At 71.4% G+C, this 21,240-nt stretch carries 22 protein-coding genes, 1 tRNA gene and 1 pseudogene; 12 read left to right on the plus strand and 12 right to left on the minus strand.

Annotation, left to right across the window (positions count from 1 at the left end; all coding sequences use genetic code 11):
* Positions 1-35 precede the first annotated feature (35 nt).
* Positions 36-1,019 carry an aldo/keto reductase gene (locus NLX86_RS03485; RefSeq protein ID WP_254370050.1) on the plus strand — a complete coding sequence of 328 codons (984 nt, stop codon included), beginning with the start codon at positions 36-38 and terminating at the stop codon, positions 1,017-1,019.
* Positions 1,016-3,352, plus strand: a complete 2,337-nt coding sequence (locus NLX86_RS03490; protein WP_254370051.1) for a helix-hairpin-helix domain-containing protein — start codon at positions 1,016-1,018, stop codon at positions 3,350-3,352. Before NLX86_RS03485 ends, NLX86_RS03490 begins: the two co-directional genes overlap by 4 nt.
* Before the next feature lie 51 nt (positions 3,353-3,403).
* Here the strand turns inward: NLX86_RS03490 and NLX86_RS03495 are convergent, their stop codons facing one another.
* On the minus strand, positions 3,404-4,048 hold the full coding sequence (locus NLX86_RS03495) for a hypothetical protein (protein ID WP_254370052.1): 645 nt from the start codon (positions 4,046-4,048) through the stop codon (positions 3,404-3,406).
* 47 nt (positions 4,049-4,095) lie between these two features.
* On the opposite strand from NLX86_RS03495, the gene NLX86_RS03500 reads away from it, so the two are divergent.
* Complete coding sequence (locus NLX86_RS03500) at positions 4,096-4,284, plus strand: DUF5703 family protein (protein WP_005319466.1); 189 nt, start codon at positions 4,096-4,098, stop codon at positions 4,282-4,284.
* A 66-nt stretch (positions 4,285-4,350) separates the two neighbouring features.
* Here NLX86_RS03500 and NLX86_RS03505 read toward each other — a convergent pair whose 3' ends face one another.
* The 3 genes from NLX86_RS03505 to NLX86_RS03515 all read right to left on the minus strand — a co-directional run bounded on the left by NLX86_RS03505 (position 4,351) and on the right by NLX86_RS03515 (position 7,009).
* The gene (locus NLX86_RS03505; RefSeq protein WP_254370053.1) at positions 4,351-5,154 is read right to left on the minus strand and encodes a chaplin; all 804 of its coding nucleotides are present in this window, start codon (positions 5,152-5,154) and stop codon (positions 4,351-4,353) included.
* Between the two features lie 138 nt (positions 5,155-5,292).
* Positions 5,293-5,526 (minus strand): chaplin ChpH, encoded by a 234-nt coding sequence (gene chpH / locus NLX86_RS03510; protein WP_254370054.1) that lies wholly within the window; start codon positions 5,524-5,526, stop codon positions 5,293-5,295.
* 157 nt (positions 5,527-5,683) lie between these two features.
* Positions 5,684-7,009: a M20/M25/M40 family metallo-hydrolase gene (locus NLX86_RS03515; RefSeq protein ID WP_254370055.1), complete on the minus strand. Its 1,326-nt coding sequence runs from the start codon at positions 7,007-7,009 to the stop codon at positions 5,684-5,686.
* Between the two features lie 145 nt (positions 7,010-7,154).
* Between NLX86_RS03515 and NLX86_RS03520 the strand changes: the two genes are divergently transcribed.
* A tRNA-Leu gene (locus tag NLX86_RS03520) sits at positions 7,155-7,242 on the plus strand.
* Between the two features lie 66 nt (positions 7,243-7,308).
* On the opposite strand, the gene NLX86_RS03525 is transcribed toward NLX86_RS03520, so the two are convergent.
* Positions 7,309-8,016: a FadR/GntR family transcriptional regulator gene (locus NLX86_RS03525; protein WP_254370056.1), complete on the minus strand. Its 708-nt coding sequence runs from the start codon at positions 8,014-8,016 to the stop codon at positions 7,309-7,311.
* Positions 8,017-8,153: 137 nt separating this feature from the next.
* On the opposite strand from NLX86_RS03525, the gene NLX86_RS03530 reads away from it, so the two are divergent.
* The gene (locus NLX86_RS03530) at positions 8,154-8,663 is read left to right on the plus strand and encodes a gluconokinase (RefSeq protein WP_254370057.1); all 510 of its coding nucleotides are present in this window, start codon (positions 8,154-8,156) and stop codon (positions 8,661-8,663) included.
* 10 nt (positions 8,664-8,673) lie between these two features.
* Complete coding sequence (locus NLX86_RS03535) at positions 8,674-10,071, plus strand: gluconate:H+ symporter (RefSeq protein ID WP_254370058.1); 1,398 nt, start codon at positions 8,674-8,676, stop codon at positions 10,069-10,071.
* Between the two features lie 3 nt (positions 10,072-10,074).
* Here NLX86_RS03535 and NLX86_RS03540 read toward each other — a convergent pair whose 3' ends face one another.
* From NLX86_RS03540 to NLX86_RS03555, 4 genes are all read right to left on the minus strand, one after another.
* Entirely contained in the window at positions 10,075-10,713 is a 639-nt protein-coding gene (locus NLX86_RS03540; RefSeq protein ID WP_254370059.1) for a cytochrome b/b6 domain-containing protein, read from the minus strand.
* Positions 10,697-11,362, minus strand: coding sequence for a molybdopterin-dependent oxidoreductase (locus NLX86_RS03545; RefSeq protein ID WP_254370099.1), 666 nt, complete (start codon positions 11,360-11,362; stop codon positions 10,697-10,699). The genes NLX86_RS03540 and NLX86_RS03545 overlap by 17 nt, the downstream gene beginning before the upstream one ends.
* A 172-nt stretch (positions 11,363-11,534) precedes the next feature.
* Positions 11,535-13,088 (minus strand): APC family permease, encoded by a 1,554-nt coding sequence (locus NLX86_RS03550; protein ID WP_254370100.1) that lies wholly within the window; start codon positions 13,086-13,088, stop codon positions 11,535-11,537.
* A gap of 29 nt (positions 13,089-13,117) precedes the next feature.
* Positions 13,118-14,065, minus strand: a complete 948-nt coding sequence (locus NLX86_RS03555; protein ID WP_254370060.1) for a hypothetical protein — start codon at positions 14,063-14,065, stop codon at positions 13,118-13,120.
* Between the two features lie 174 nt (positions 14,066-14,239).
* Here NLX86_RS03555 and NLX86_RS03560 point away from each other — a divergent pair, with 174 nt between their 5' ends.
* Positions 14,240-14,668, plus strand: coding sequence for an ASCH domain-containing protein (locus tag NLX86_RS03560; RefSeq protein WP_254370061.1), 429 nt, complete (start codon positions 14,240-14,242; stop codon positions 14,666-14,668).
* Here NLX86_RS03560 and NLX86_RS03565 read toward each other — a convergent pair.
* Positions 14,665-16,323 carry an FAD-binding dehydrogenase gene (locus NLX86_RS03565; protein WP_254370062.1) on the minus strand — a complete coding sequence of 553 codons (1,659 nt, stop codon included), beginning with the start codon at positions 16,321-16,323 and terminating at the stop codon, positions 14,665-14,667. The two genes, NLX86_RS03560 and NLX86_RS03565, sit on opposite strands and share 4 nt — an antisense overlap.
* 110 nt (positions 16,324-16,433) lie before the next feature.
* Here NLX86_RS03565 and NLX86_RS03570 point away from each other — a divergent pair, with 110 nt between their 5' ends.
* From NLX86_RS03570 to NLX86_RS03580, 3 genes are read left to right on the plus strand one after another with little or no spacing between them, the layout of a single operon-like run.
* Positions 16,434-16,940: an NUDIX hydrolase gene (locus NLX86_RS03570; RefSeq protein WP_254370063.1), complete on the plus strand. Its 507-nt coding sequence runs from the start codon at positions 16,434-16,436 to the stop codon at positions 16,938-16,940.
* Positions 16,941-16,960: 20 nt separating this feature from the next.
* Complete coding sequence (locus NLX86_RS03575; RefSeq protein ID WP_254370064.1) at positions 16,961-17,356, plus strand: DUF202 domain-containing protein; 396 nt, start codon at positions 16,961-16,963, stop codon at positions 17,354-17,356.
* A complete protein-coding gene (locus NLX86_RS03580) occupies positions 17,353-17,664 on the plus strand; it encodes a DUF202 domain-containing protein (RefSeq protein ID WP_254370065.1) in 312 nt (103 codons plus the stop codon). Before NLX86_RS03575 ends, NLX86_RS03580 begins: the two co-directional genes overlap by 4 nt.
* 128 nt (positions 17,665-17,792) lie before the next feature.
* Here NLX86_RS03580 and NLX86_RS03590 read toward each other — a convergent pair.
* Positions 17,793-18,203 (minus strand): annotated as a pseudogene (locus NLX86_RS03590) (glucarate dehydratase); the annotation flags it as partial.
* Between the two features lie 161 nt (positions 18,204-18,364).
* Between NLX86_RS03590 and NLX86_RS03595 the strand changes: the two are divergent.
* Both NLX86_RS03595 and NLX86_RS03600 read left to right on the plus strand, forming a co-directional pair.
* The gene (locus NLX86_RS03595; RefSeq protein WP_254370066.1) at positions 18,365-19,387 is read left to right on the plus strand and encodes a phosphotransferase family protein; all 1,023 of its coding nucleotides are present in this window, start codon (positions 18,365-18,367) and stop codon (positions 19,385-19,387) included.
* 8 nt (positions 19,388-19,395) lie between these two features.
* Positions 19,396-20,637 (plus strand): acyl-CoA dehydrogenase family protein, encoded by a 1,242-nt coding sequence (locus tag NLX86_RS03600; RefSeq protein WP_254370067.1) that lies wholly within the window; start codon positions 19,396-19,398, stop codon positions 20,635-20,637.
* A 7-nt stretch (positions 20,638-20,644) separates the two neighbouring features.
* Here NLX86_RS03600 and NLX86_RS03605 read toward each other — a convergent pair whose 3' ends face one another.
* Positions 20,645-21,238, minus strand: a complete 594-nt coding sequence (locus NLX86_RS03605; protein WP_254370068.1) for a TetR/AcrR family transcriptional regulator — start codon at positions 21,236-21,238, stop codon at positions 20,645-20,647.
* Between the last annotated feature and the right edge of the window lie 2 nt (positions 21,239-21,240).

The following is a 21,240-nucleotide window of genomic DNA, read 5'->3' on the forward strand; positions in this document are numbered from 1 at the left end:
ACTGCGTGGACCCCTGGCCAGTAATCTCAGCGCTCATGGAGCAGAGGCACCTCGGCCGCACGGGCCTGCGCGTATCCCGGATCGGGCTCGGCACCCTCACCTGGGGCCGGGACACCGGCGAGCACGACGCCGCCGATCAGCTCAAGGCGTTCTGGGAGGCGGGCGGGACGCTGGTCGACACGGCAGACGTGTACGGCGACGGCGACGCCGAGTACCTGCTCGGGCAGCTCGTGGAGGGGCTCGTACCGCGGCGCGACCTGGTCATCGCGACCAAGGCGGGCAGCGTGCCGGACCCCGACCGGCGCTTCAACGGCTCGCGCGGGCACCTGCTGGCCGCGCTCGACGCGTCGCTGGAACGGCTCGGGACGGACTATGTCGACCTGTGGCAGGTGCACGCCTTCGACCCGACGACGCCGTTGGACGAGACCCTCCAGGCGCTGGACATCGCGGTCAGCAGCGGGCGGGCGCGGTACGCGGGCGTGTCGAACTTCTGCGGCTGGCAGCTGGCCAAGGCCGCTACCTGGCAGCTCGCCGCGCCCGGCGTGCGGACCCGGCTGGCCAGCACGCAGATGGAGTACTCGCTGCTCCAGCGCGGCGTGGAGCGGGAGGTGCTGCCGGCGGCCCTCGACCTGGGCATCGGGCTGCTGCCTTCTTCGCCGCTCGGCCGGGGCGTACTGACCGGCAAGTACCGGCATGCCACGCCTGCCGACTCGCGGGGCGCCTCGGAGCACCTGGCGCCGTTCGTCGCCCCGTACCTCGACGACGCGGCGAGCCGGATCGTGCACGCGGTGGCCACGGCGGCGGACGGACTGGCGGCGACACCGCTGCAGGTGGCGCTGGCGTGGATCCGCGACCGGCCGGGAGTCACCGCCCCGATCGTCGGCGCGCGCAACGCGCAGCAGCTCACGGCGGCGTTGTCAGTGGAGGCCCTTAGTCTTCCTGACGAGATCTGCCAGGCGCTCGACGACGTGTCGGCGCCCGTGCACCGCTATCCCGACCAGGACTGGAGCACGCTGTGAGTACGGAGCGCGAGGCCGAGGCGGCTGCCGCCGGGGAGCCGGAGAAGGCCACGCGGGCAGCCGCCGCCCAGGAGGAGCGCGCCACAGAGGAGCCCCCCACCGCCCAGGAGGAGAGCGCCGGCGAGGGCGCGGGCACCGGCGAGGGCGAGAGCGTCGGCGCGGGTTCGGGCACCGGTGAGCACGGGGGTGCCGCCGCGGAAGGCGGGGGAGCCGCCCGGGACGAGAGCACCTCCGTGGACGGCGGGAGCGCCGGGCGGGACGGCGCGGGTACCGGCGAGGGCGCGGGTACCGGCGAGGGCGGGGGTGGGGTGTCTGCTGCTGAGGCTGAGCTGGCTGCTCAGAAGGCGCTTCGTGAGCGCATCGAGCAGCGGAAGGCCGAGCGCGGGGGGCCCGTGGAGGCCGGTGCGAAGCTCAGCGGGACCGCCGCCGAGCTGCTCGCCGCCGTACGGGCCGTGGAGAGCGGGGAGAGGCCACCGGCGGTGGTACCGCGCCGGACCGCCCCGCCCGTGGCCCCACCCCGGCAGGCCCGTCCCGTTCCCGTGGCGACGGGCCCCGCGCCCGAGCTGGTCGAGGCGGTGCGGAGCGTACTGACCGAGGGCGGAGCGCCCGCCGCCCTCGCCCCCCAGGTCGCCGCCGCGCTCGGGGACGGCGCCGCGCAGGTGCTGCGCGAAGACCCGTGGCAGCTCCTCGGAGTGAGCGGCGTACGGCCTACGCAGGCCGACGGGTTCGCCCGGGCCCTGCTGGGCACGGAGTGCGGGCCCGGCGACCAGCAGCGGACGACGGCGCTGGTGGGCTGGCTGCTGGAGCAGGCGGCAGCCAAGGGGCACACCGCACTGGAGTCCTCGGTACTCACCGGCGCGCTCGCCCAGTACACCGTGCCGGACCCGGAAGAGGCACTGCACACCGCGATCGCCGACGGGAGTGTGCTGGTCTTCCAGGACGCGCTGGAGCAGGACTCCGGTGAAGAGGAGCAGCAGCCGGTCCGGGTGCTCGTCGGGCTGGAGCGGTACGCCTTGGCGGAGGAGAGCCTCGCGGACGGGCTGGTCCGCCTCGGTTCCGTACTCGGTGCCGGCGAGGCGGACGGTCCCACCGCGACGCAGTGGGAGGAGGCCGCAACCGCGGCGCCGTCTCCGTCCGCGGCCGAGCTGATCCGCACAGTCGCCGGCAGCGGACTCGTCACACACACCGGGGGCGAGGCCGCCCGCGCGGAACCAGCGGCGCTGGTCGCCGCGGCGCAGGCGCTCGGCCTGCGGGCGTACGCGGCGGCGCACACCAGGGACGGGCAGCGCCGACTGGCGGCGGGCATCGCGGGCCCGGCCGCCCGCCCGGAGCCGGTGGCCGTCACCGTCGCCGGACTGCTGGCCGGGACCGAAGGGCCGGGCCGGGACGCGGAAGGCGCCTTCGAGCTCGATCTGCTGGTCGTGCTGGACGCGCCCCAGCTGGATGTGGAGACGGCCGCGGCCCTGGTCGAATCCGTCCCGGACGGAGCCCGTCTGGTCCTCAGCGGTGACCCCGGTGTGCTGTGGTCGGCCGGTCCGGGGCGGGTGTTCGCCGATCTGCTGGCGGCCCGCGCCTGCCCGCAGGTGACCTCCCGCACCCCGGACCCGGGCCCGCTCGGTGAGCTGGTCTCGGGCGTCGGGATCGGTGAGCTGAACCAGGTGGAGGCGCCGGGCAAGGAGGTCGTGATCGTGCCGGTGCGCGACGCCGGGGAGGCGGTCCACCGCACCGTGCAGCTGGTGGCCGACTCGGTGCCCAGGGCGATCGGAGTACCGCCGGAAGGCACCCGGGTGATCACACCGGGCCATGGCGGCTCGGCGGGGACACACGCCCTGAACGCCGCACTCAAGGAGCGCCTCAATCCGGGCCCGGGCCGCTTCGGGGGCTTCGACCCGGGCGACCGCGTGGCCTACGCGCCGGGGCCCGGCCGGACGCTGCCGGGCACCGTGGTCACCGCGGACGCCGAGGGCCTGCACCTGGACTGCGAGGGCACCACGGTCGTCGTCCCGAAGGAGCGGGTGGAGCAGGCCGTGCGGCACGGCTGGGCGCTCACCGCACACCAGGCCGTCGGGACGCGCTGGCCCGCGGTGGTCGTCGTACTGCCGGGCGACGCGGCCCAGGCGCTGTCTCGGGACTGGGTCTACACGGCCTTCGGCCGCGGCGAGCGGCATCTGTCGGTGGTGCATGGCGTGGACCAGGCGCTGCCGAAGGCGGTGGCCGAGACCCTGCCCAGGGACCGCACCACCCGGCTGCGCACGCTGCTGCTCACCCAAGCCCAGGCACAAGCCCAGGCCCCTGCCTCGGCCCCGGCCCCGAATGGCGCCGTCGAGGAATGATCCTGCCGGGCCCGCGCCGCGCACCGCCGCCGCGGGCCCGGACCGGCCGGTTCAGCGGTCGGCGTCCAGGGCCTCCAGCTCCTCCTCGTCACCGTCGAGCTCGTCGTCGAAGACGGAGCTGACATCGAACCGGCACAGCACCCGCTGGGGGTCGGCCTCGTCGAACGGCGCGTTCAGCCACTCGCCCGGTTCCGAGGGCTCGTCGGCGGCGGACACCCAGAGGGTGGAGTCACCCTCCTCCAGCCCGAACTCCTTGTGGCGGGAGGCGATTTCATCCGCTTCGTACTCTCCGAAGAGCACCCCGAGGGCCGTGCCAGCCCCGGCCCCGTCGGCGGGCCACACATCCCGGTCGACCGCCGCGACCCGGTCCGCCTGGGCGATCAGCCGCTGGGGCTCCACGACCATGTAGTCCCGCCGGATCATCACGCTGATCGCGCCGGGTTCCGCGGGCCCCGTGTACGGCAGGGCGTCCTCGGTGCCGGGGATCTCGAAGGGGGTCACCTCGTCGTAACGGTCGTAGAGCACCTCGTCGTACTCCTCGGCCGCCGCGGCCAGTTCGTTGAACGCGGCGTACACGGCCGGATCATCGTCTCCCGACCGGTGCTCGACCGCCTCGAGGTGACGGTCGAGCGCGGCTTTGACCGCCTCGGCGGCGGCGCGTACCTCGGCAGCGGTGGGCTGAGCAGCATCAGACATAGTGCAGACGCTATCCGTACCGGGCCTCTGCCCGCACAATAGATGCGATGCCGGAATACGAATTTGTCGACGTGTACGTACCGCGCGGCGTGTCCCGCAAGGAAGCGACCCGTCTGCTGACCGACCATGCCGAGTACGGACACTGGGAGTTGGACCGACTGAGTCTGCACCGGGACGGCAGCCGCAGGGTGCGGCTGCGCCGGCGGATCATCCGCCAGGTGCGAGCCACCTGGTGACGCGTGGAAGGGAGCGGGCCTCGCGGCCGCGGGCCCCGCTCCCTTCCGGCTGCGCCGACGGCGGTGTTACGCGGCGGCGCGCGCCCGGCGGTAGATCACCGCACCGGCCAGCAGCAGCCCGGCACCCGCCGGGATGGCCAGGCCGAGCGAACCGGCGCCGGTCTCCGCGAGCGCGTCGATGCCGCGAGGTTCGGTGCCCGGTCGGCCGCCGTGCTCGGACGGCGTGCCGGGCTTCTGCGGAGTCCCCGGCTTCCCGTCACCCGGCTTCCCGTCACCCGGCTTTCCGTCACCCGGCTCACCGGGCTCCCCCGGCTTACCGGGCTCACCGGGCTTACCGGGTTCCCCCGGCTTTCCGGGCTCGCCCGGCTTACCCGGCTTACCCGGGCCCGGGTGCCCCGGGTTGCCCGGCGGGTAGCCGCCGGGCGGTGTGCCGACCCCGGAGTCGTTGGCGCAGCCGTTGCCGATGGCCGGGTTGAGGCCCCCGACCACGTTGACCGTGTTCCCGCAGGCGTTCACGGGGACGTGGACCGGCGCCTGGACGTTGTTGCCGGAGCCGACGCCGGGCGAGTTACTGGTCCCGCCCTCAGCCGTGGCACCGCCACCGTGGTTGCCGCCCTGCTTGCCGCCCGAGGTGTTGGCACAGCTGTTGCCGATGGCCGGGTTGAGCAGCCCGACCACGTTCACGGTGTTGCCGCATGCGTTGACGGGGACATGCACCGGGGCCTGGACCGAGTTTCCGGCCAGTACCCCCGGCGAATTCGAGGCGCCGCCGTTGGCCACGGAATCCGCTTGTGCGTATCCGCCGCCCATGGCGATAACGCCACCGGCGGCCGCCACGGTGATCAGGCCTTTACGCGTGACCTGTCGCATTGGTTCGTTCCCTGCCTTCTGCCGTCCGAAAGCGTGCGGGCTTTCTTGCCCGTACGCGGAAATGCCCAGCGGCCCCGGAGCGCATGGAACGCACTCCGGGGCAGCCCGGGATTCACACCCTCACGGGTTGTGGCAACGTCAGTGGTTGACGCAGTAGTTGCCGAAGGTGGGGTTCAGCAGCCCGATCACGGAGACCGTGTTGCCGCACACGTTCACCGGGATGTGAACAGGCACCTGGACCACGTTGCCCGAGAGGACGCCGGGGGACTTCACAGCCGCACCCTGAGCACCCGAGTCGGCGACGGCCATGCCCGCACCCGCGAGAATCAGGCCACCAGTGGCAGCCGCAGCAGCGACGACCTTCTTGATCATTATTCCTCCTAGTTGGCAATGCGGTCCCAGCCGCGGACCGCATCACCTGTAACGAGGAGGAGGGAGCGGAGCTACGAGCCTATGGTCCCATTCACCCTTCTCAGTCAAGTGCGCACAGGCTGCCGATTATTGGAGTGTCGTTTCAGCAGCTTGTACGTCAGCACTTGTCCAGGAATCGGTCGAGGACGCGAACGCCGAACTTCAGGCCGTCCACCGGCACCCGCTCGTCCACGCCGTGGAACATTCCGGCGAAGTCCAGCCCCGGCGGCAGCTTCAGCGGCGCGAATCCGAAGCAGCGGATCCCGAGGTCGTCGAACGACTTGGCGTCAGTGCCCCCGGAGAGCATGTACGGGACGGCGCGCGCGATGGGGTCCTCCGCCTTGAGGGCGTACTGCATGGCGTCGACCAGGTCGCCGTCGAAACTGGTCTCCAGGGCCTTGTCGCCGTGCACGTCCTCGCGCTTCACCCGTGGCCCGAGGATGCGGTCGAGATCGGCGAGGAACTCCTCCTCGTACCCGGGCAGGAAGCGCCCGTCGACGTGCGCGGTGGCCTGCCCCGGGATCACGTTGACCTTGTATCCGGCGCCGAGCATGGTCGGGGCGGCGGTATTGCGGAGCGTCGCGCCGATGAGCTTCGCGATGCCGCCGAGCCTGGCGAGCGTCGCGTCCATGTCCTCGGGGTCGAGCGGGGTGCCGAGCGCGTCCGAGAGCTCGTCCAGGAAGGACCGTACGGTCTTGGTGACCCTGACCGGGAACTTGTGCCGGCCGAGCCGCCCGACGGCCTCGCACAGCTCGGTGATCGCGTTGTCGTTGTTGGTCATCGAGCCGTGGCCGGCGGTGCCCTCGACGGTGAGCCGCATCCAATGCATGCCCTTCTGGGCGGTCTCGATCAGATAGAGCCGCAGGTTCTCGTTCACGGTGAAGGAGAAGCCGCCGACCTCGCCGATCGCCTCCGTGACGCCCTCGAACAGGCCGGGGTGCCGGTCGACGAGGTGCCGCGCGCCGTACGTGCCGCCCGCCTCCTCGTCCGCGAGGAACGCCAGCACGATGTCGCGCGGGGGCTTGCGGCCGCTGCGCAGCCGGTCCCGTACGACCGCGAGAGTCATGGCGTCCATGTCCTTCATGTCGACTGCGCCGCGGCCCCACACGCAGCCGTCCGCGATCTCGCCGGAGAAGGGGTGGTGCGTCCAGTCGTCGGCGTTGGCCGGGACGACGTCGGTGTGGCCGTGGATCAGCAGCGCGGGCCGGGACGGGTCCTCGCCCTCGATCCTGGCCACGGTGGAGGCCCGGCCCGGGTGGGACTCGAAGATCTGCGGCTCGAGCCCCACTTCGGCGAGCTTCTCCGCCACGTACTCGGCGGCGGCGCGTTCGCCGGGGCCCGAGTGGTCGCCGTAGTTGCTGGTGTCGATCCGGATCAGTTCGCGACAGAGGTCCACGACCTCGTCCTCGCCGGAGACGGTGTTGGCGGTGTTCGAGTCAGTCACGCTGCTTCCTCCCACTGGCACTCCTGGTGGTCCCGCCCCATCCTCCCGCGACCTGCACCCTCCCCCAAGGGGTGATCGAGGGGGTCCGAATGTTTGCTATGGTTTTCCACGTCGGAACGGCCCGCGGCCGCGAGACAGACACCTTGTCCGGGTGGCGGAATGGCAGACGCGCTAGCTTGAGGTGCTAGTGCCCTTTATCGGGCGTGGGGGTTCAAGTCCCCCCTCGGACACCAGCGAAGACCCCACAACATGTGGGGTCTTCTTGTTTTCCCTGTACTCACTTTCCGGTACTCACCTGCTCACGGCACCAGGACGTCCAGCTCGTGCAGCGCTCCGACGGCGATCTCTCTGGTCAGCATTTCGGCGCGGGCCGCGTCCCGTTCGCGTACCGCCTCGGCGACCTGGACATGGAGGGTGACCGCGGCCGGGTCCGGGTCGTCGAACATCACCCGGTGCCGGGTCCGGCCGGTCAGCACCTCGGCCACCACATCGCCCAGCCGTGCGAACATCTCGTTGCCCGAGGCCTGGAGCACCACGCGGTGGAACGCGACGTCGTGCACGAGGTACGCCTCAAGCTGGTGTCCGCGTGAGGTGGCGACCATGCCCAGCGCCTGTTCGGTGAGCTCCGCGCACTGGGCGGGCGTCGCGTGGTGGGCGGCGAGCCCGGCCGCGACCGGTTCGACGGCCGACCGCAGGACGGTCAGCGAGCGCAGCTGGCGCGCGCGGTCGGCGCCGGCCAGCCGCCAGCGGATGACCTGCGGGTCGTAGACGTTCCACGCCTCGGTGGGGCGTACGGTCACGCCCACCCGGCGCCTCGACTCGACCAGGTGCATGGACTCCAGGACCCGGACCGCCTCCCGGATGACGGTCCGTGAGACCTCGAAGCGCTGCGCGAGTTCGTCGGTGCGCAGGACGCTGCCCGGCGGGTACCCGCCGCCTGTGATGGCGGGCCCGAGAGACTCCAGCACCTTCTCGTGAAGCCCCTGCCCCCGGCCCTCTGTGGTCATGGGGTCAGCGTACGGGGCGCCGATCGGGAAGAAAAAGTACGACGTTTATGTCACAGACTCTTGAATACGTCGTACCTAATGGGTTTCCTTGGCGCGACGTACCGATGTCGGATGTCGATAAAGACAGCGAGGCACCCATGAACACCCCCCACGTCATCGTCGTGATGGGCGTGGCAGGAACCGGAAAGACCACGATCGGTCCCCTGCTCGCCCAGGCGCTGGGCGTCCCGTACGCCGAGGGCGACGACTTCCACTCCCCGGCGAACATCTCCAAGATGTCCGCCGGGACTCCGCTGGACGACGAGGACCGGGGCCCTTGGCTGGACGCCATCGGGGCATGGGCCCACAGCCGCGCCGGACGGGGCGGCGTGGTGAGCAGCTCCGCGCTCAAGCGGACATACCGCGACCGGCTGCGGGCGGCCGCGCCCGAGGCGGTCTTCCTGCACCTCACCGGCGACCGCGAGCTGATCGAACAGCGGATGGCCGAACGCAAGGGGCACTTCATGCCCGCCGCGCTGCTCGACTCGCAGTACGCCGCACTCCAGCCGCTCCAGGACGACGAGGCCGGCGTCGCCGTCGATGTCTCCGGCACCCCTGAAGCCATCACCGACCGAGCCGTCGCCGCGCTGCGCCGGCCCGACCAGTAAAGGAAGCACCGTGACTCGTCTCAGCGTCGAGATGCTGGCAGCGGATCCCGTGGAACCGATCACGTCGGCGGGCAACGCCCAGCTCGGGATCGCCGTCCTGGCGGGCATCGCCGTCATCGTCCTGCTCATCACGAAGTTCAAGCTCCACGCGTTTCTGGCGCTGACCATCGGGTCGCTGGCGCTCGGCGCGTTCGCCGGGGCCCCGCTCGGCAAGACGATCGCCAGCTTCTCGACCGGCCTCGGCAACACGGTCGCGAGCGTCGGTGTGCTCATCGCGCTCGGTGCGATCCTCGGCAAGCTGCTCGCCGACTCGGGCGGGGCGGACCAGATCGTCGACACCATCCTCGCGAAGGCGAGCGGGCGTGCCATGCCCTGGGCGATGGTGCTGATCGCGAGCATCATCGGCCTGCCGCTGTTCTTCGAGGTCGGCATTGTGCTGCTGATCCCGGTGGTGCTGCTGGTCGCCAAGCGCGGCAACTACTCGCTGATGCGCATCGGCATCCCGGCCCTCGCGGGGCTCTCTGTCATGCACGGCCTGATCCCGCCGCACCCCGGCCCGCTGGCGGCGATCGACGCGATAGGCGCCAACATGGGCGTCACGCTGGCGCTCGGTGTGCTCGTCGCCATCCCGACGGTGATCATCGCGGGTCCGGTGTTCTCGACGTACGCGGCCCGCTGGGTCGACATCCCCGCCCCCGAGCGGATGCTCCCCACCCGCGCGTCCGAAAATCTGGACCGCCGGCCGAGCTTCGTCGCCACGGTCAGCACCGTGCTGCTGCCCGTCGTCCTGATGCTCGTCAAGGCCCTGGTCGACATCGTCGTCGACGACCCCGAGCACCCGGTCCAGCGGGTCACCGACGTCATAGGCTCGCCGCTGATCGCGCTGCTCGCCGCCGTGCTGGTCGGCATCTTCACCCTGGGCCGCGCTGCCGGTTTCACCAAGGAGCGCCTCTCGTCCACCGTCGAGAAGTCGCTCGCACCGATCGCGGGCGTGCTGCTGATCGTCGGCGCGGGTGGCGGCTTCAAGCAGACGCTGATCGACGTCGGTGTGGGCCAGATGATTCTGGAGTTCTCCGAGAGCTGGGCCATTCCCACACTGCTGCTGGCCTGGCTGATCGCTGTGGCGATCCGGCTCGCGACCGGCTCGGCGACCGTCGCCACCATCTCCGCCGCCGGTCTGGTCGCGCCGCTGGCGGCCGACATGTCGACCACGCACGCGGCGCTGCTGGTGCTGGCGATCGGCTCGGGCTCGCTCTTCTTCAGCCATGTCAACGACGCCGGGTTCTGGCTGGTCAAGGAGTACTTCGCAATGACCGTCGGTCAGACCGTCAAGACGTGGTCGGTGATGGAGACGATCATCTCGGTGGTCGGCATCGTCTTCGTCCTGCTGCTGTCCCTCGTTATCTAGCGGTCACCGCTTGCGCCAGAGCGGGTGCTCGCGCTCGGCCCACTCCCGGTCGACGGTGCCGGTGCGCATGCCGCGCCGTGCCTCCGGGTCGGCCAGTGCCATGCCCACGTGCCCGGCGATCACAATGCCGAGCGCGAGTGCCAGCCAGTCGTGGACGAAGGTCGCCGCGGTCCGCCAGACCAGCGGGGCGAAGCCGGTGAACCACATCAGCAGCCCGGTACCGAGCATCACCAGCACCGCTCCGGCGAGCCAGCCCGCGTACGTCTTCTGTCCGGCGTTGAACTTGCCGGCGGGGCGGGACGCCGGCCTGCGGTCGCGGCGCAGCGCGGCCAGCAGCCACACCCGGTCGTGGCGGCCGAAGCGGTTGAGGCGGCGCAGGTCCGCGCGGAACGCCGGGGAGGCGAGCCCCAGCAGGAACGGAACCGGCAGCAGCAGTCCGGACCATTCGTGCACGGTGACCAGGAGGTGGCGGCGGCCGACGAGTTCGGCGAGTTCCGGTACGTACAGACAGGCCGCGGTCGCCACGCACAGGCCCATCAGGGCGGCCGTGGCCCGGTGGATCCAGCGCTCGGCGCGGCTGAACCGCTTGACCCGCGGCGGTTCGGACGGCGGTTCGGACCGCGGCTCAGACGGTGGGGGCATCGTCGCGTCCGTTCGACTTGCCGACCCATGCGTCGACGTCATATCCGCGCTCCTCCCAGTAGCCGGGCTCGACGTCACGGGTGAGGGTGATGCCCGAGAGCCATTTCGCGGATTTGTAGAAGTACATGGGCGCGATGTAGAGACGCGCCGGGCCGCCGTGCGCATGGGTCAGCGGTTTGTCCTGCATACGCAGGGCCACCAGGACGTCGGCGCGGAGGGCCTGCGGGAGGGTGAGGCTCTCGCTGTACGTGCCGTCGAAGCAGGTGAACCGGATCGCCCGGGCTTCCGGGCGCACCCGGGCCGCGTCGAGGAGGCGGGAGAGGGTGACGCCCTCGAACGGGGTGTCGGGGACCCGCCAGCCGGTGACGCACTGCACGTCGCGCACGATCCGGGTCTGCGGGAGCCGCCGCAGCGCGTCGAGGGTGTATGTGGCGGGGCGGGCGACCAGTCCGTCGACCGTGAGCCGGTAGTTCTCCGGGCCGCGGTGCGGGACGGAGGTGGCCACCGAGTAGTAGCGGAAGCCGCCGCCGTTGGGCAGCAGTCCGGTGAGTCCGGTGGGGTCCTTGTCGGCGGCCGCGCCGAGGGCGGCTTCGAGTCCGCGTTGCAGGTAGGGCCCGGCGGCCAGACCCGCGGCGCCGAGGCCGAGCATCGACAGGACGAGGCGCCGCCCCACCGGGGTGCCCCGGCCGTCGGCGTCCGGGGGTTCGCCCGGGGGCCCGTCCGGGGGCTGTTCTGTGGTCACATGATGATTCGAGCACCCGCGGCGGCCGATGGCCAAGGCTCCGCGGGTGCTCGTCAGACTTCCGTCAGAATTGGGCAGCTCAGAGAGACTCGGCGGCCTTCTCCAGCCGGAACGCCTCGTTGCCCAGTCCGATGCGGGCGTGCACGTCCGGCTTCACGGACCGCAGCACCGCGCCGTACACCAGACCGACGACGACGGCCGCGCCGATGATGCCGGGCAGGATCCAGCTGAGCGCGGAGCCGGGACCGGCCCCCACCAGGACCTCGAAGTCCCGGACCGTGTAGACGGCGATGCCGATGAGCGCCAGGCCGGCCAGCGCCGAGGCGACCAGCCGTGCGGCCTGTGCGCGGGCGGTTCCGCGGCGTACGAAGAAGGCGATGACGGCGAAGGAGGCGGCGGCCATCAGCACGATGATGCCGAGGGCGCCGACGTTGCCCATCCAGGTGAACAGCTGGAGCACCGGTGCGGTCGGGTCGCCGACGGGCTTGTCGTCGCCGAGCGCGAAGGCCAGGACGACGACCACGGAGACGGCGGACTGCAGGAGCGAGCCGGTCGCCGGGGCGCCGCTGGTGCGGCTGGTCCGGCCGAAGGAGGCGGGCAGCAGGCCCTCGCGGCCCATGGCGAAGGCGTACCGGGCGACGACGTTGTGGAAGCTGAGCAGCGCCGCGAACATGCCGGTGACGAAGAGGACGTGCAGGACGTCGGTGAAGGCGCCGCCGAGGCGGCTCTCGGTGAGGGCGAAGAGGAGGCCGGGTCCGGCCTCCCGGGACGCCTCGACCACGGCGCCGGGTCCGGTGGCGACCGTGAGCGCCCAGGAGCTGAGCGCGAAGAAGAGCGCGACGAAGCCGACCGCGAGGAACATCACGCGGGAGACGACGATGTGTGGGCGGCTGGTCTCCTCGGCGTAGACCGGGGACTGCTCGAAGCCGACGAAGGCGGCGATGCAGAAGCACAGGGCGGTGCCGAGTCCGGCGCCGGTGAGGGTGTCCGGGTTGAAGGCGTGCAGGGACAGGCCCTCCTTGCCCGGGTCGGCCACGGCGGCGATGTCGAAGATGACGACCAGGGCGCATTCGATGAGGAGCAGGACGCCGAGCACCTTGGCGTTGAGGTCGATCTTCAGGAAACCGAGCGCGCCGATGATCACTACAGTGGCCATGGCCGGTATCCACCAGGCGAGTTCGATCTCGAGGTAGGCGGCGAAGAGGCCGGATATCTCGAAGCCGAGGATTCCGTAGACGCCGACCTGCATCGCGCTGTACGCGACGAGCGCCACCAGGGAGGCCCCGGCGCCGGCCGTGGGGCCGAGGCCCCGGGCGATGTACGCGTAGAAGGCGCCGGCGTTGTGGACGTGCCGGCTCATCTCGGCGTATCCGACGCTGAACAGGATCAGGACGATGCCCAGGATCACGAAGAGCAGCGGCTGCCCCACGATCCCCATCACCCCGAATGTGGTGGGCATGACACCTGCGACCACCATCAGGGGGGCGCTCGCGGCGAGGACGGACAGCAGCAGACCCGCCGTGCCGAGGCGGTCGGCGCGCAGCGCCCGGTCCTGACCCTTGTAGGTGCTGATGCCACTCGCATCCGCGCTCGTGCTCGTACTCGTGCTCGTGCTCGAACTGCCCGTCGCCATGGCGGGGTTGTCCTTTCCGGATATGCGGATCATGCGGAGCCGAGCGCGGCGTTGCGCGCGGCGAGGAACGCCTTGTGGGGGTCCAGGTCGGGATAGGACCAGGGCGCACGGGTGGCGTGCCGCCCGATGCGGTGGAAGAGGGCGGCCGCCTCGGCGGGCCGGCCCTCGCGGAGTTTGGCGTGGGCCAGGAAGTTGAGGTCGATCCGGTTGCGCGGATGGTCCTCCCGCTCCCATTCGAGCCACCAGTCGAAGGCGGACTTCAGCACCTGGCGGGCGCGCCGTCCGGACCAGTGCTCCGAGACCCCCGGGGTCCCCGGCTCGGTGCCGGCGGCGAGGACGCGGTACCGCTCGGCGTGCGCGATCACCGGCAGCACGGCGAGCGGCGAGTCCGCCGGTGCCTGCTCCGCGGCCCAGGCGGCGAAGTCGTAAACCTCGTGCAGCGGGTCCTGGCCGGCGCCGGACCGGCGTTCTGCCAGGCGCGCGACCATGAGGTGGTGGGCGTGGTGGTGCTCGCGGTGGCGGGCGCGGACCTGGTCGAAGAGCCGCCCGAACTCCTCCTCCGTACCGAAGGAGCGCGAGAGCATCAGCAGGCCGAGCCACGGCGTGGGGTCGCCGGGGGCCAGCTCTGCGGCGCTCCGGCAGGCCTCGGCGGCAGGCTCGGGCGACTCCTTGCCACGCAGCGCGCGGAAGACGGTGGCCAGGGCGAGCAGCGCCGAGGCGTCGGCGCTCTCCGGCTCGGCGAGCAGCCACTCGTCGGCCCATGCGGCGGATGCGTTGCCCTCGGCGAGGACGACGAGGCGGTGGCCGCGGCGGTCCCAGTCGTCGCCGGTCTCGGCGAGCAGGGAACGGGCCCTGGACCAGCGGCCCTGGGCGAACTGCCCTCGTACGGTCACGAGTTCGGTGTCGCCGAGGGCCGGGTCGAAGAGCTGGGCGTCCCTCTTGCGGGGGCGGCCGAGGGGTGGCGGAGGCGGGGACATCCGCGGAATTCCTCTACGACGTGGTGTGCAAGCGAATGATCACGCACAGCAAACCGGTAGGCACTGCTCCGAGTCAAGGCCGACCTGGATCCGGTCAACCTTCAACTACCTTCACGATGCGTCCACTTGCCTCTCACCTGCGCCGATGCGGCAGGTCGGCCGTACAGTGTCCGTATGCCGGAACACGAATCGCTCCCCCCTTATCTGCTCGCGTTCCCGGGGCCGCTCCGCGACCAGTTGGTCGCCGCGGTGCTCAGCGGGGACAAGGTGTCGACCACCGGACTGCTCGCCGAGTACGACGCCGAGCAGGAGGAACTCCCGCCGGTCGGTGAGCGGTCGGCCCTGATCGACTCTGACGGGCATGAGGTCGCCGTGATCGAGCTGACCGAGGTACGGGTGCTGCGGCTGGGCGACGTGGACCTGCGGCACGCGGTGGACGAGGGAGAGGGCTACACGTCGGTCGCCGCATGGCGGGCCGGGCACGAGAAGTTCTGGCACAGCGCGGAGGTACGCGAGGCGCTCGGCGACCCGGAGTTCGAGGTCGACGACGACACCCTGGTCGTCGCCGAACGGTTCCGCGTCGTCGAACGCCTCACCCGCTAGCCGACCGCCTTGGCGGCGGCGCGGCCCGCCGCGCGGCCCGAGAAGATGCAGCCGCCCAGGAACGTGCCTTCCAGGGAGCGGTAGCCGTGCACCCCGCCGCCGCCGAAGCCGGCCGCTTCCCCCGCCGCGTACAGTCCCGGCAGCGGCGCCTGTCCGTCGTCGGCCAGCACCCGCGAGGACAGGTCCGTCTCCAGGCCGCCGAGCGACTTGCGGGTGAGGATGTTCAGCCGTACGGCGATCAGCGGACCGGCCTTGGGGTCGAGGATGCGGTGCGGGGCGACGGTCCGGATCAGCTTGTCGCCCAGGTAGTTGCGGGCTCCGCGGATCGACATCACCTGAAGGTCCTTGGTGAACGGGTTGGCGACTTCGCGGTCGCGTGCGGTGATTTCCCTGCGCAGCTCGGCCTCGTCGATGAGCGGCTCCTTTGTGAGCGCGTTCATTCCGCGCACCAGCGCGCTGAGGTCCTTCTCCACGACGAAGTCCACGCCGTTGTCCATGAACGCCTTCACCGGGCCCGGCACGTCGACGCGGGCGCGGCCGATCACGTCGCGGACGGACTTGCCGGTCAGGTCCGGGTTCTGCTCGGAGCCGGAGAGCGCGAACTCCTTGCCGATGATGCGCTGATCGAGGACGAACCAGGTGTAGTCGTAGCCCGACCTGGTGATGTGCTCCAGCGTTCCGAGCGTGTCGAAACCGGGGAACAGCGGTACCGGCAGCCGCTTGCCGCGCGCGTCCAGCCAGAGCGAGGACGGCCCCGGCAGGATGCGGATGCCGTGCCTGGCCCAGATCGGGTTCCAGTTCTCGATGCCCTCGGTGTAGTGCCACATCCGGTCCTTGTTGATGTTGCGGGCACCGGCCGCCTCCGCGATGCCGAGCATCAGCCCGTCGACGTGCGCGGGCACCCCGGACAGCATCTTCTCGGGCGGGCTGCCGAGCCGGTCGGGCCACTGGGCGCGTACGAGATCGTGGTTGCCGCCGATGCCGCCCGAAGTGACGATCACCGCCTGCGCCCGGAACTCGAAGGCCCCGGCGACCTCCCGGCTGCTCGCGGTGCCGCGCTCGGCCGTCGACGGCTCCAGGACTTCGCCGCTCACCGTGTCGAGGGTGCCCGCGCTACGGGAGAGCCCGGTGACCCGGTGCCGGAACTTCAGCTGCACCAGCCCCTTGGCCACGCCCTCGCGCACCCGGCGCTCGAACGGCGCGACGAGACCGGGGCCGGTGCCCCAGGTGATGTGGAAGCGGGGTACGGAGTTGCCGTGGCCGTTGGCGTCGTACCCGCCGCGCTCGGCCCAGCCCACGACCGGGAAGAACCTCACCCCCTGGCGGTGCAGCCAGGACCGCTTCTCGCCCGCCGCGAAGTCGACGTACGCCTCGGCCCACTTGCGCGGCCAGTGGTCCTCGGCGCGGTCGAATCCGGCCGTGCCCAGCCAGTCCTGCATGGCCAGGTCCCGGCTGTCCTTGATCCGCAGCCGCCGCTGCTCGGGCGAGCCGACGAAGAACAGCCCGCCGAAGGACCAGTGCGCCTGGCCGCCGATCGACTGCTCGGGCTCCTGGTCGAGCAGGATCACCTTGCGCCCGGCGTCGACGAGCTCGGCGGTGGCCACCAGGCCCGCGAGCCCGGCCCCGATCACGATCACATCAGCGTCGTACGCCATGGGTTCCATCCTTGCCGGGCGGGAGGTGAGTGCGGTGGGTCGATCTTCCGTACGCGGCAGTAACTAGTCAACCGTTCCGCACCCTCCTGACTGCCTGCTTGGATGGTCGTATGGCTGCTGACGAGATCCTGGACATCGTCGACGAACAGGACCGCGTCGTCGGGCAGGCGCCGCGTGGCGAGGCGACGGAGAAGGGGCTGCGCCACCGGTGTGCGTTCGTGCTCGCGCGGGACGCCGGGGGGCGGATCTTCGTCCATCGGCGTACCGCGACCAAGCTGGTCTTCCCCTCGCTGTACGACATGTTCGTCGGCGGGGTCGTCGGGGCGGGTGAGTCGTACGACGAGGCGGCCCTGCGCGAGGCGGAGGAGGAGCTGGGGGTCTCGGGGCTTCCTCGGCCGGTCCCCCTGTTCAAGTTCCTGTACGAGAGCCCTGAGCACAGCTGGTGGTCGTACGTCTACGAGGTCCGCTGCGACCTGCCGGTGAACCCCCAGGTGGAGGAGGTCGCCTGGCACGGCTTCCTCACCGAGGACGAGGTGGAGCGCCGTCTGGAGGAATGGGAGTGGGTGCCCGACGGGCTCGCGGCGTACCGCCGCCTGCGCGCGCACCGTACGCGCTGAGCCGCGAGTAGGGTGCGGCCGTGATCGACTTTGTGCGGAGCCTGCGGCTCTGGTTCGCGCCCCAGCGCATCCGCGAGGAGGGCGAGACCCCCGACTACCGCTTCTCGCTCGCCAACGAGCGCACCTTCCTGGCCTGGGTCCGGACCGCGCTCGCGCTGGTGGGCGGCGGCTTCGCGGTGGACCAGTTCCTGCCCGACCTGCGCTGGGGCGTCCGGGTCGGCATGGCGCTCGCGCTGCTCGCCGCGGGAGCGCTGTGCGCGCTGCGGGCGGTCAATCACTGGGTGCGCTGCGAGCGGGCGATGCGGCGCGGCGAGGATCTGCCGGTGTCGCGCTTCCCGACGCTGTTGAGCCTCGCGGTCGGCGTGGTCGCGGTGGCGATGGTCGTGGTTGTGCTCTTCGGCAGGTCCGGCCGGTGACCGGCCGGGTACGGGATCCGGGGCTGCAGCCGGAGCGGACTCGGCTCGCCTGGCGGCGTACGACCCTGACCTGCACGGTCGTTGCCGTACTGGCGGGCAAGCAGGCCCTGCAGCGCGGGGTCACCCCGCAGGGCGTGGTCGCGGCCGGCCTGAGCGCGCTGGTCTGGCTGGGCTTTCTCGTGGTGGCGCACCGCCGCATCCTCGCCCTGTCGACGGCGCGGCCGGCGCCGCTGTCGCTGCGGGGCGCGGCGACCGTGGCGGTCTGCACGATCGCCCTGGCCGCGTTCGCGGTGGCGGCGGTCGGCTGACGGGCCGTACGACATACCGGAGTCAGGGGCGGCACGCGGCGTCAACTGACAGGAGGCGCTGTCTGCGGTTCGTCGCCGAGCTGGCCGAGGCCGGGCGCGCCAAGGGGCTGAGCCCGCTGGAAACGGCGCGGCAGGCCGGCCTCGGCGCGTTCGCCGAACTGCGGGAGACGGGCGACCTCGAAGCCGGAGACGACGGACAGCCGGAGCTTGTCCGCGGTCTGCGCTCCGCGCAGTCCGCCGGCGGCCACCCGGTCGTCGGTGGCACGTGACGCGCCGCACACCTCGGCGGCGAGGGGAAGGAGCCCGTTCAGATCGGTGACCGGGCGTCCGGGCAGCGCTTCGGCGAGGGGCCGGGCGGTCTCCAGGTACTTCGTGTCCCCGTAGGTCTCCCCCAGGCCGGTCACCCCGCCGCGTGTGACGACCTCCACGATGAGGCGGGGGGTGTACGGCTGATGGACCCCCCGGGTGTTGAGCAGGGGCGGATCGGACATCAGGATCGGAGTGAGCCGGACCTCGTCAATGATCAGCGCTGCATCCATACGTGAACCCTATTCAGGGACACAGATGAAACTCCAGGGCCGGGACGGGAGTTCCGTCGCCCCTCTGGACGCGCATACCGACTGGTCGGCATGATGCTCCGTATCGATTCATCACCAGAGATCCATCACCGATCGTCCCACCCCGCACGGAGGTGCCCATCATGAGCTCAGTCCACCCACCAGGCCTCGATCTGGACCGGCTGCGCGGCCACCTGGACCGCGAGCGGCCCGGCCTGGTGAGCGGACCGCTGAGCGGCCGGCTGATCGAGGGCGGGCGGTCGAACCTCACGTACTCCGTCACCGACGGCGCCTCCCGCTGGGTGGTCCGCCGTCCGCCGCTCGGGCATGTCCTGGCCACCGCGCACGACATGAAGCGCGAGCACCGGGTGATCGACGCCCTGTACGGGACCGCGGTTCCGGTGCCCGCACCGGTGCTGCTCTGCGAGGACGACTCGGCCATCGGATCGCCCTTCTACGTCATGGAGTTCGTGGACGGCACTCCGTACCGTACGGCCGACGAGCTCGCCTCGCTCGGGCCGCAGCGCACCCGTGACGCGGTGCTCGCCCTCGTCGACACCCTCGTCGACCTGCACGCCGTCGACCCCGCCGCGGCCGGGCTCGCCGACTTCGGGCGGCCCGAGGGCTTCCTCGACCGCCAGCTGCGGCGCTGGGGCAAGCAGCTCGACGCCTCCCGCAACCGCGAGCTGGCCGGCATCGACGAGCTGCACGCCGGGCTGGGCCGCCCGCTGCCCGCCTCCCCCGCGCCGACCGTCGTCCACGGCGACTACCGGCTCGACAACGTACTGATCGGTTCCGACGACTCGATCAAGGCCGTCCTGGACTGGGAGATGTCCACGCTCGGCGACCCGCTCACCGACCTCGGCCTGCTGGTGATGTACAGCGCCGAGCTGGACCTGCCCGACTCGCCGGTCAGCACCACCGCCGGGGCCCCCGGCCACCCGACCCCGCAGGAGCTGATCGAGCGCTACGCCGCCCGCTCCGGCCGGGACACCTCCGCGATCTCCTGGTACACCGCCTTCGCCTGGTTCAAGCTCGCGGTGATCCTCGAGGGCATCCACTACCGCTACACGCTGGGCCAGACGGTCGGCGCCGGCTTCGACCGGATCGGCGACGTCGTCCCCGTCTTCATCGAGCACGGCCTCACCACCCTCAAGGAAGGCTGAGACACCTCATGGACTTCGCATTCGACGCGCGAACCGAAGAGCTGCGCGCCAAGCTGCTGGCCTTCATGGACGAGCACGTATACCCGGCCGAGGCGGTCGCCGAGGAGCAGCGCGCGCTGCTCGCCTCGCCGTGGGACACCCCGGCGGTGGTCGGGGACCTCAAGGCCGAGGCCCGCCGACAGGGCCTGTGGAACCTCTTCTTTGTGGACCAGCACAGCCTGCCCGACGCCGAGTACGGGGCGGGACTGACCAATCTGCAGTACGCCCCGCTCGCCGAGATCACCGGCCGCAGCCCGCACCTGGCGCCGACCGCACTGAACTGCGCGGCCCCCGACACCGGGAACATGGAGGTGCTCGCCCAGTTCGCCACCGAGCAGCAGAAGAAGCAGTGGCTGGAGCCACTGCTCGCGGGCGAGATCCGGTCGGCGTTCGCGATGACCGAGCCCGAGGTGGCCTCCTCGGACGCCACGAACATCGAGACGCGCATCGAGCGAGCCGCGGACGGCGCGGACGAGTACGTCATCACCGGCCGCAAGTGGTACATCTCCGGCGCGATGAACCCCGACTGCAAGATCTTCATCGTGATGGGCAAGACCGACCCGGACAGCGCCGACCAGCGCCGCCAGCAGTCGATGATCCTCGTCCCCCGGGACACCCCCGGTCTCGAAGTCCGGCGCGCGATGCAGGTGTACGGGTACGAGGACCACTCCCACGGCGGGCACGCGGAGGTCGTCTTCGACCGGGTCCGGGTGCCGGCGTCGAACCTGATCGGCGAGGAGGGCGGCGGCTTCGCCATCGCCCAGGCCCGCCTCGGCCCCGGCCGGATCCACCACTGCATGCGGCTCATCGGCATGGCCGAGCGGGCCATCGAGCTGATGTGCCGCCGGGCCGTGACCCGTACGGCCTTCGGCAAGCCGCTGGCCCAGCAGGGCGTCGTACAGAACTGGATCGCGGACGCGCGCGTCACGGTCGAGCAGCTGCGTCTGCTGGTGCTGAAGACCGCCTGGCTGATGGACACGGTGGGCAACCGCGGGGCGCACACCGAGATCCAGGCCATCAAGATCGCCACGCCGCGCGCGGTCGTCGACATCCTCGACAAGGCGGTCCAGGTGCACGGCGCGGGCGGCGTCAGCCAGGATTTCCCGCTCGCCGAGCTGTGGGCGGCGGCGCGGACGCTGAAGCTCGCGGACGGGCCCGACGAGGTGCACCAGCGCTCGCTGGCCCGCCGCGAACTGAAGAAGTACCTCTGAGGTACTTCTAGGGCCGCAGCGCGCGCAGCAGCAGGTCGGCGAGGTGATCGGCGACCTGCTGCGGCGTGAGCGGCCCGTCCGTCCGGTACCAGGTGGACAGGTGGTGGACGGAGCCGAAGTGGTAGTCCACCACCAGGTCGGCGGGGGTCGCCTTCGAGAACACCCCGGTGCGCTGGCCCTCCTCGACCAGCGCGCGGAACCGCTCGTGATAGCGCCGGCGCTCCGCCCGCACCTGCTTGTCCTTCTCCGGGCTCAGGTGGTGCATCGAGCGGAAGAAGATCATGGCGTCGTCGAGGTTCTCGATGGTCGTGACCACCACGTCGGCGGCGGCGCCGCGCAGCCTCTCCTCCACGGGCGCGTCGGCGTCAGCGAAGGCGTCCAGCCGCTCCTGCTGGAGGCGCAGCATGCGTGCGTACACCTCGTGCAGGAGGTCGTCCTTGCTGCCGAAGTAGTGGTAGAGCGCGCCCTTGGTGACGCCCGCCGCTTCGACGATCTCCTGAACCGATGTCCTGTCGTACCCGCGCTCCGCGAAGAGCCGGGTGGCGGCGGCCAGCAGCCGCTGCGGGACGGGAGTAGCGTCTCCGTCCGTCGTCCTGGCCATGT

This window comes from Streptomyces sp. A3M-1-3 (genome assembly GCF_024213665.1).
Taxonomy (GTDB): domain Bacteria; phylum Actinomycetota; class Actinomycetes; order Streptomycetales; family Streptomycetaceae; genus Streptomyces.

What these genes read in the sequence shown, in the direction of transcription:
- NLX86_RS03485 (WP_254370050.1), top strand. Translation starts at nt 36, where the DNA reads ATGGAGCAGAGGCACCTCGGCCGCACGGGCCTGCGCGTATCCCGGATC.
- NLX86_RS03495 (WP_254370052.1), bottom strand. Translation starts at nt 4,048, where the DNA reads ATGTCTGATGCTGCTCAGCCCACCGCTGCCGAGGTACGCGCCGCCGCC.
- NLX86_RS03500 (WP_005319466.1), top strand. Translation starts at nt 4,096, where the DNA reads ATGCCGGAATACGAATTTGTCGACGTGTACGTACCGCGCGGCGTGTCC.
- NLX86_RS03505 (WP_254370053.1), bottom strand. Translation starts at nt 5,154, where the DNA reads ATGCGACAGGTCACGCGTAAAGGCCTGATCACCGTGGCGGCCGCCGGT.
- chpH (WP_254370054.1), bottom strand. Translation starts at nt 5,526, where the DNA reads ATGATCAAGAAGGTCGTCGCTGCTGCGGCTGCCACTGGTGGCCTGATT.
- NLX86_RS03525 (WP_254370056.1), bottom strand. Translation starts at nt 8,016, where the DNA reads ATGACCACAGAGGGCCGGGGGCAGGGGCTTCACGAGAAGGTGCTGGAG.
- NLX86_RS03530 (WP_254370057.1), top strand. Translation starts at nt 8,154, where the DNA reads ATGAACACCCCCCACGTCATCGTCGTGATGGGCGTGGCAGGAACCGGA.
- NLX86_RS03540 (WP_254370059.1), bottom strand. Translation starts at nt 10,713, where the DNA reads ATGCCCCCACCGTCTGAGCCGCGGTCCGAACCGCCGTCCGAACCGCCG.
- NLX86_RS03545 (WP_254370099.1), bottom strand. Translation starts at nt 11,362, where the DNA reads ATGCTCGGCCTCGGCGCCGCGGGTCTGGCCGCCGGGCCCTACCTGCAA.
- NLX86_RS03550 (WP_254370100.1), bottom strand. Translation starts at nt 13,088, where the DNA reads ATGGCGACGGGCAGTTCGAGCACGAGCACGAGTACGAGCACGAGCGCG.
- NLX86_RS03555 (WP_254370060.1), bottom strand. Translation starts at nt 14,065, where the DNA reads ATGTCCCCGCCTCCGCCACCCCTCGGCCGCCCCCGCAAGAGGGACGCC.
- NLX86_RS03560 (WP_254370061.1), top strand. Translation starts at nt 14,240, where the DNA reads ATGCCGGAACACGAATCGCTCCCCCCTTATCTGCTCGCGTTCCCGGGG.
- NLX86_RS03565 (WP_254370062.1), bottom strand. Translation starts at nt 16,323, where the DNA reads ATGGCGTACGACGCTGATGTGATCGTGATCGGGGCCGGGCTCGCGGGC.
- NLX86_RS03570 (WP_254370063.1), top strand. Translation starts at nt 16,434, where the DNA reads ATGGCTGCTGACGAGATCCTGGACATCGTCGACGAACAGGACCGCGTC.
- NLX86_RS03595 (WP_254370066.1), top strand. Translation starts at nt 18,365, where the DNA reads ATGAGCTCAGTCCACCCACCAGGCCTCGATCTGGACCGGCTGCGCGGC.
- NLX86_RS03600 (WP_254370067.1), top strand. Translation starts at nt 19,396, where the DNA reads ATGGACTTCGCATTCGACGCGCGAACCGAAGAGCTGCGCGCCAAGCTG.
- NLX86_RS03605 (WP_254370068.1), bottom strand. Translation starts at nt 21,238, where the DNA reads ATGGCCAGGACGACGGACGGAGACGCTACTCCCGTCCCGCAGCGGCTG.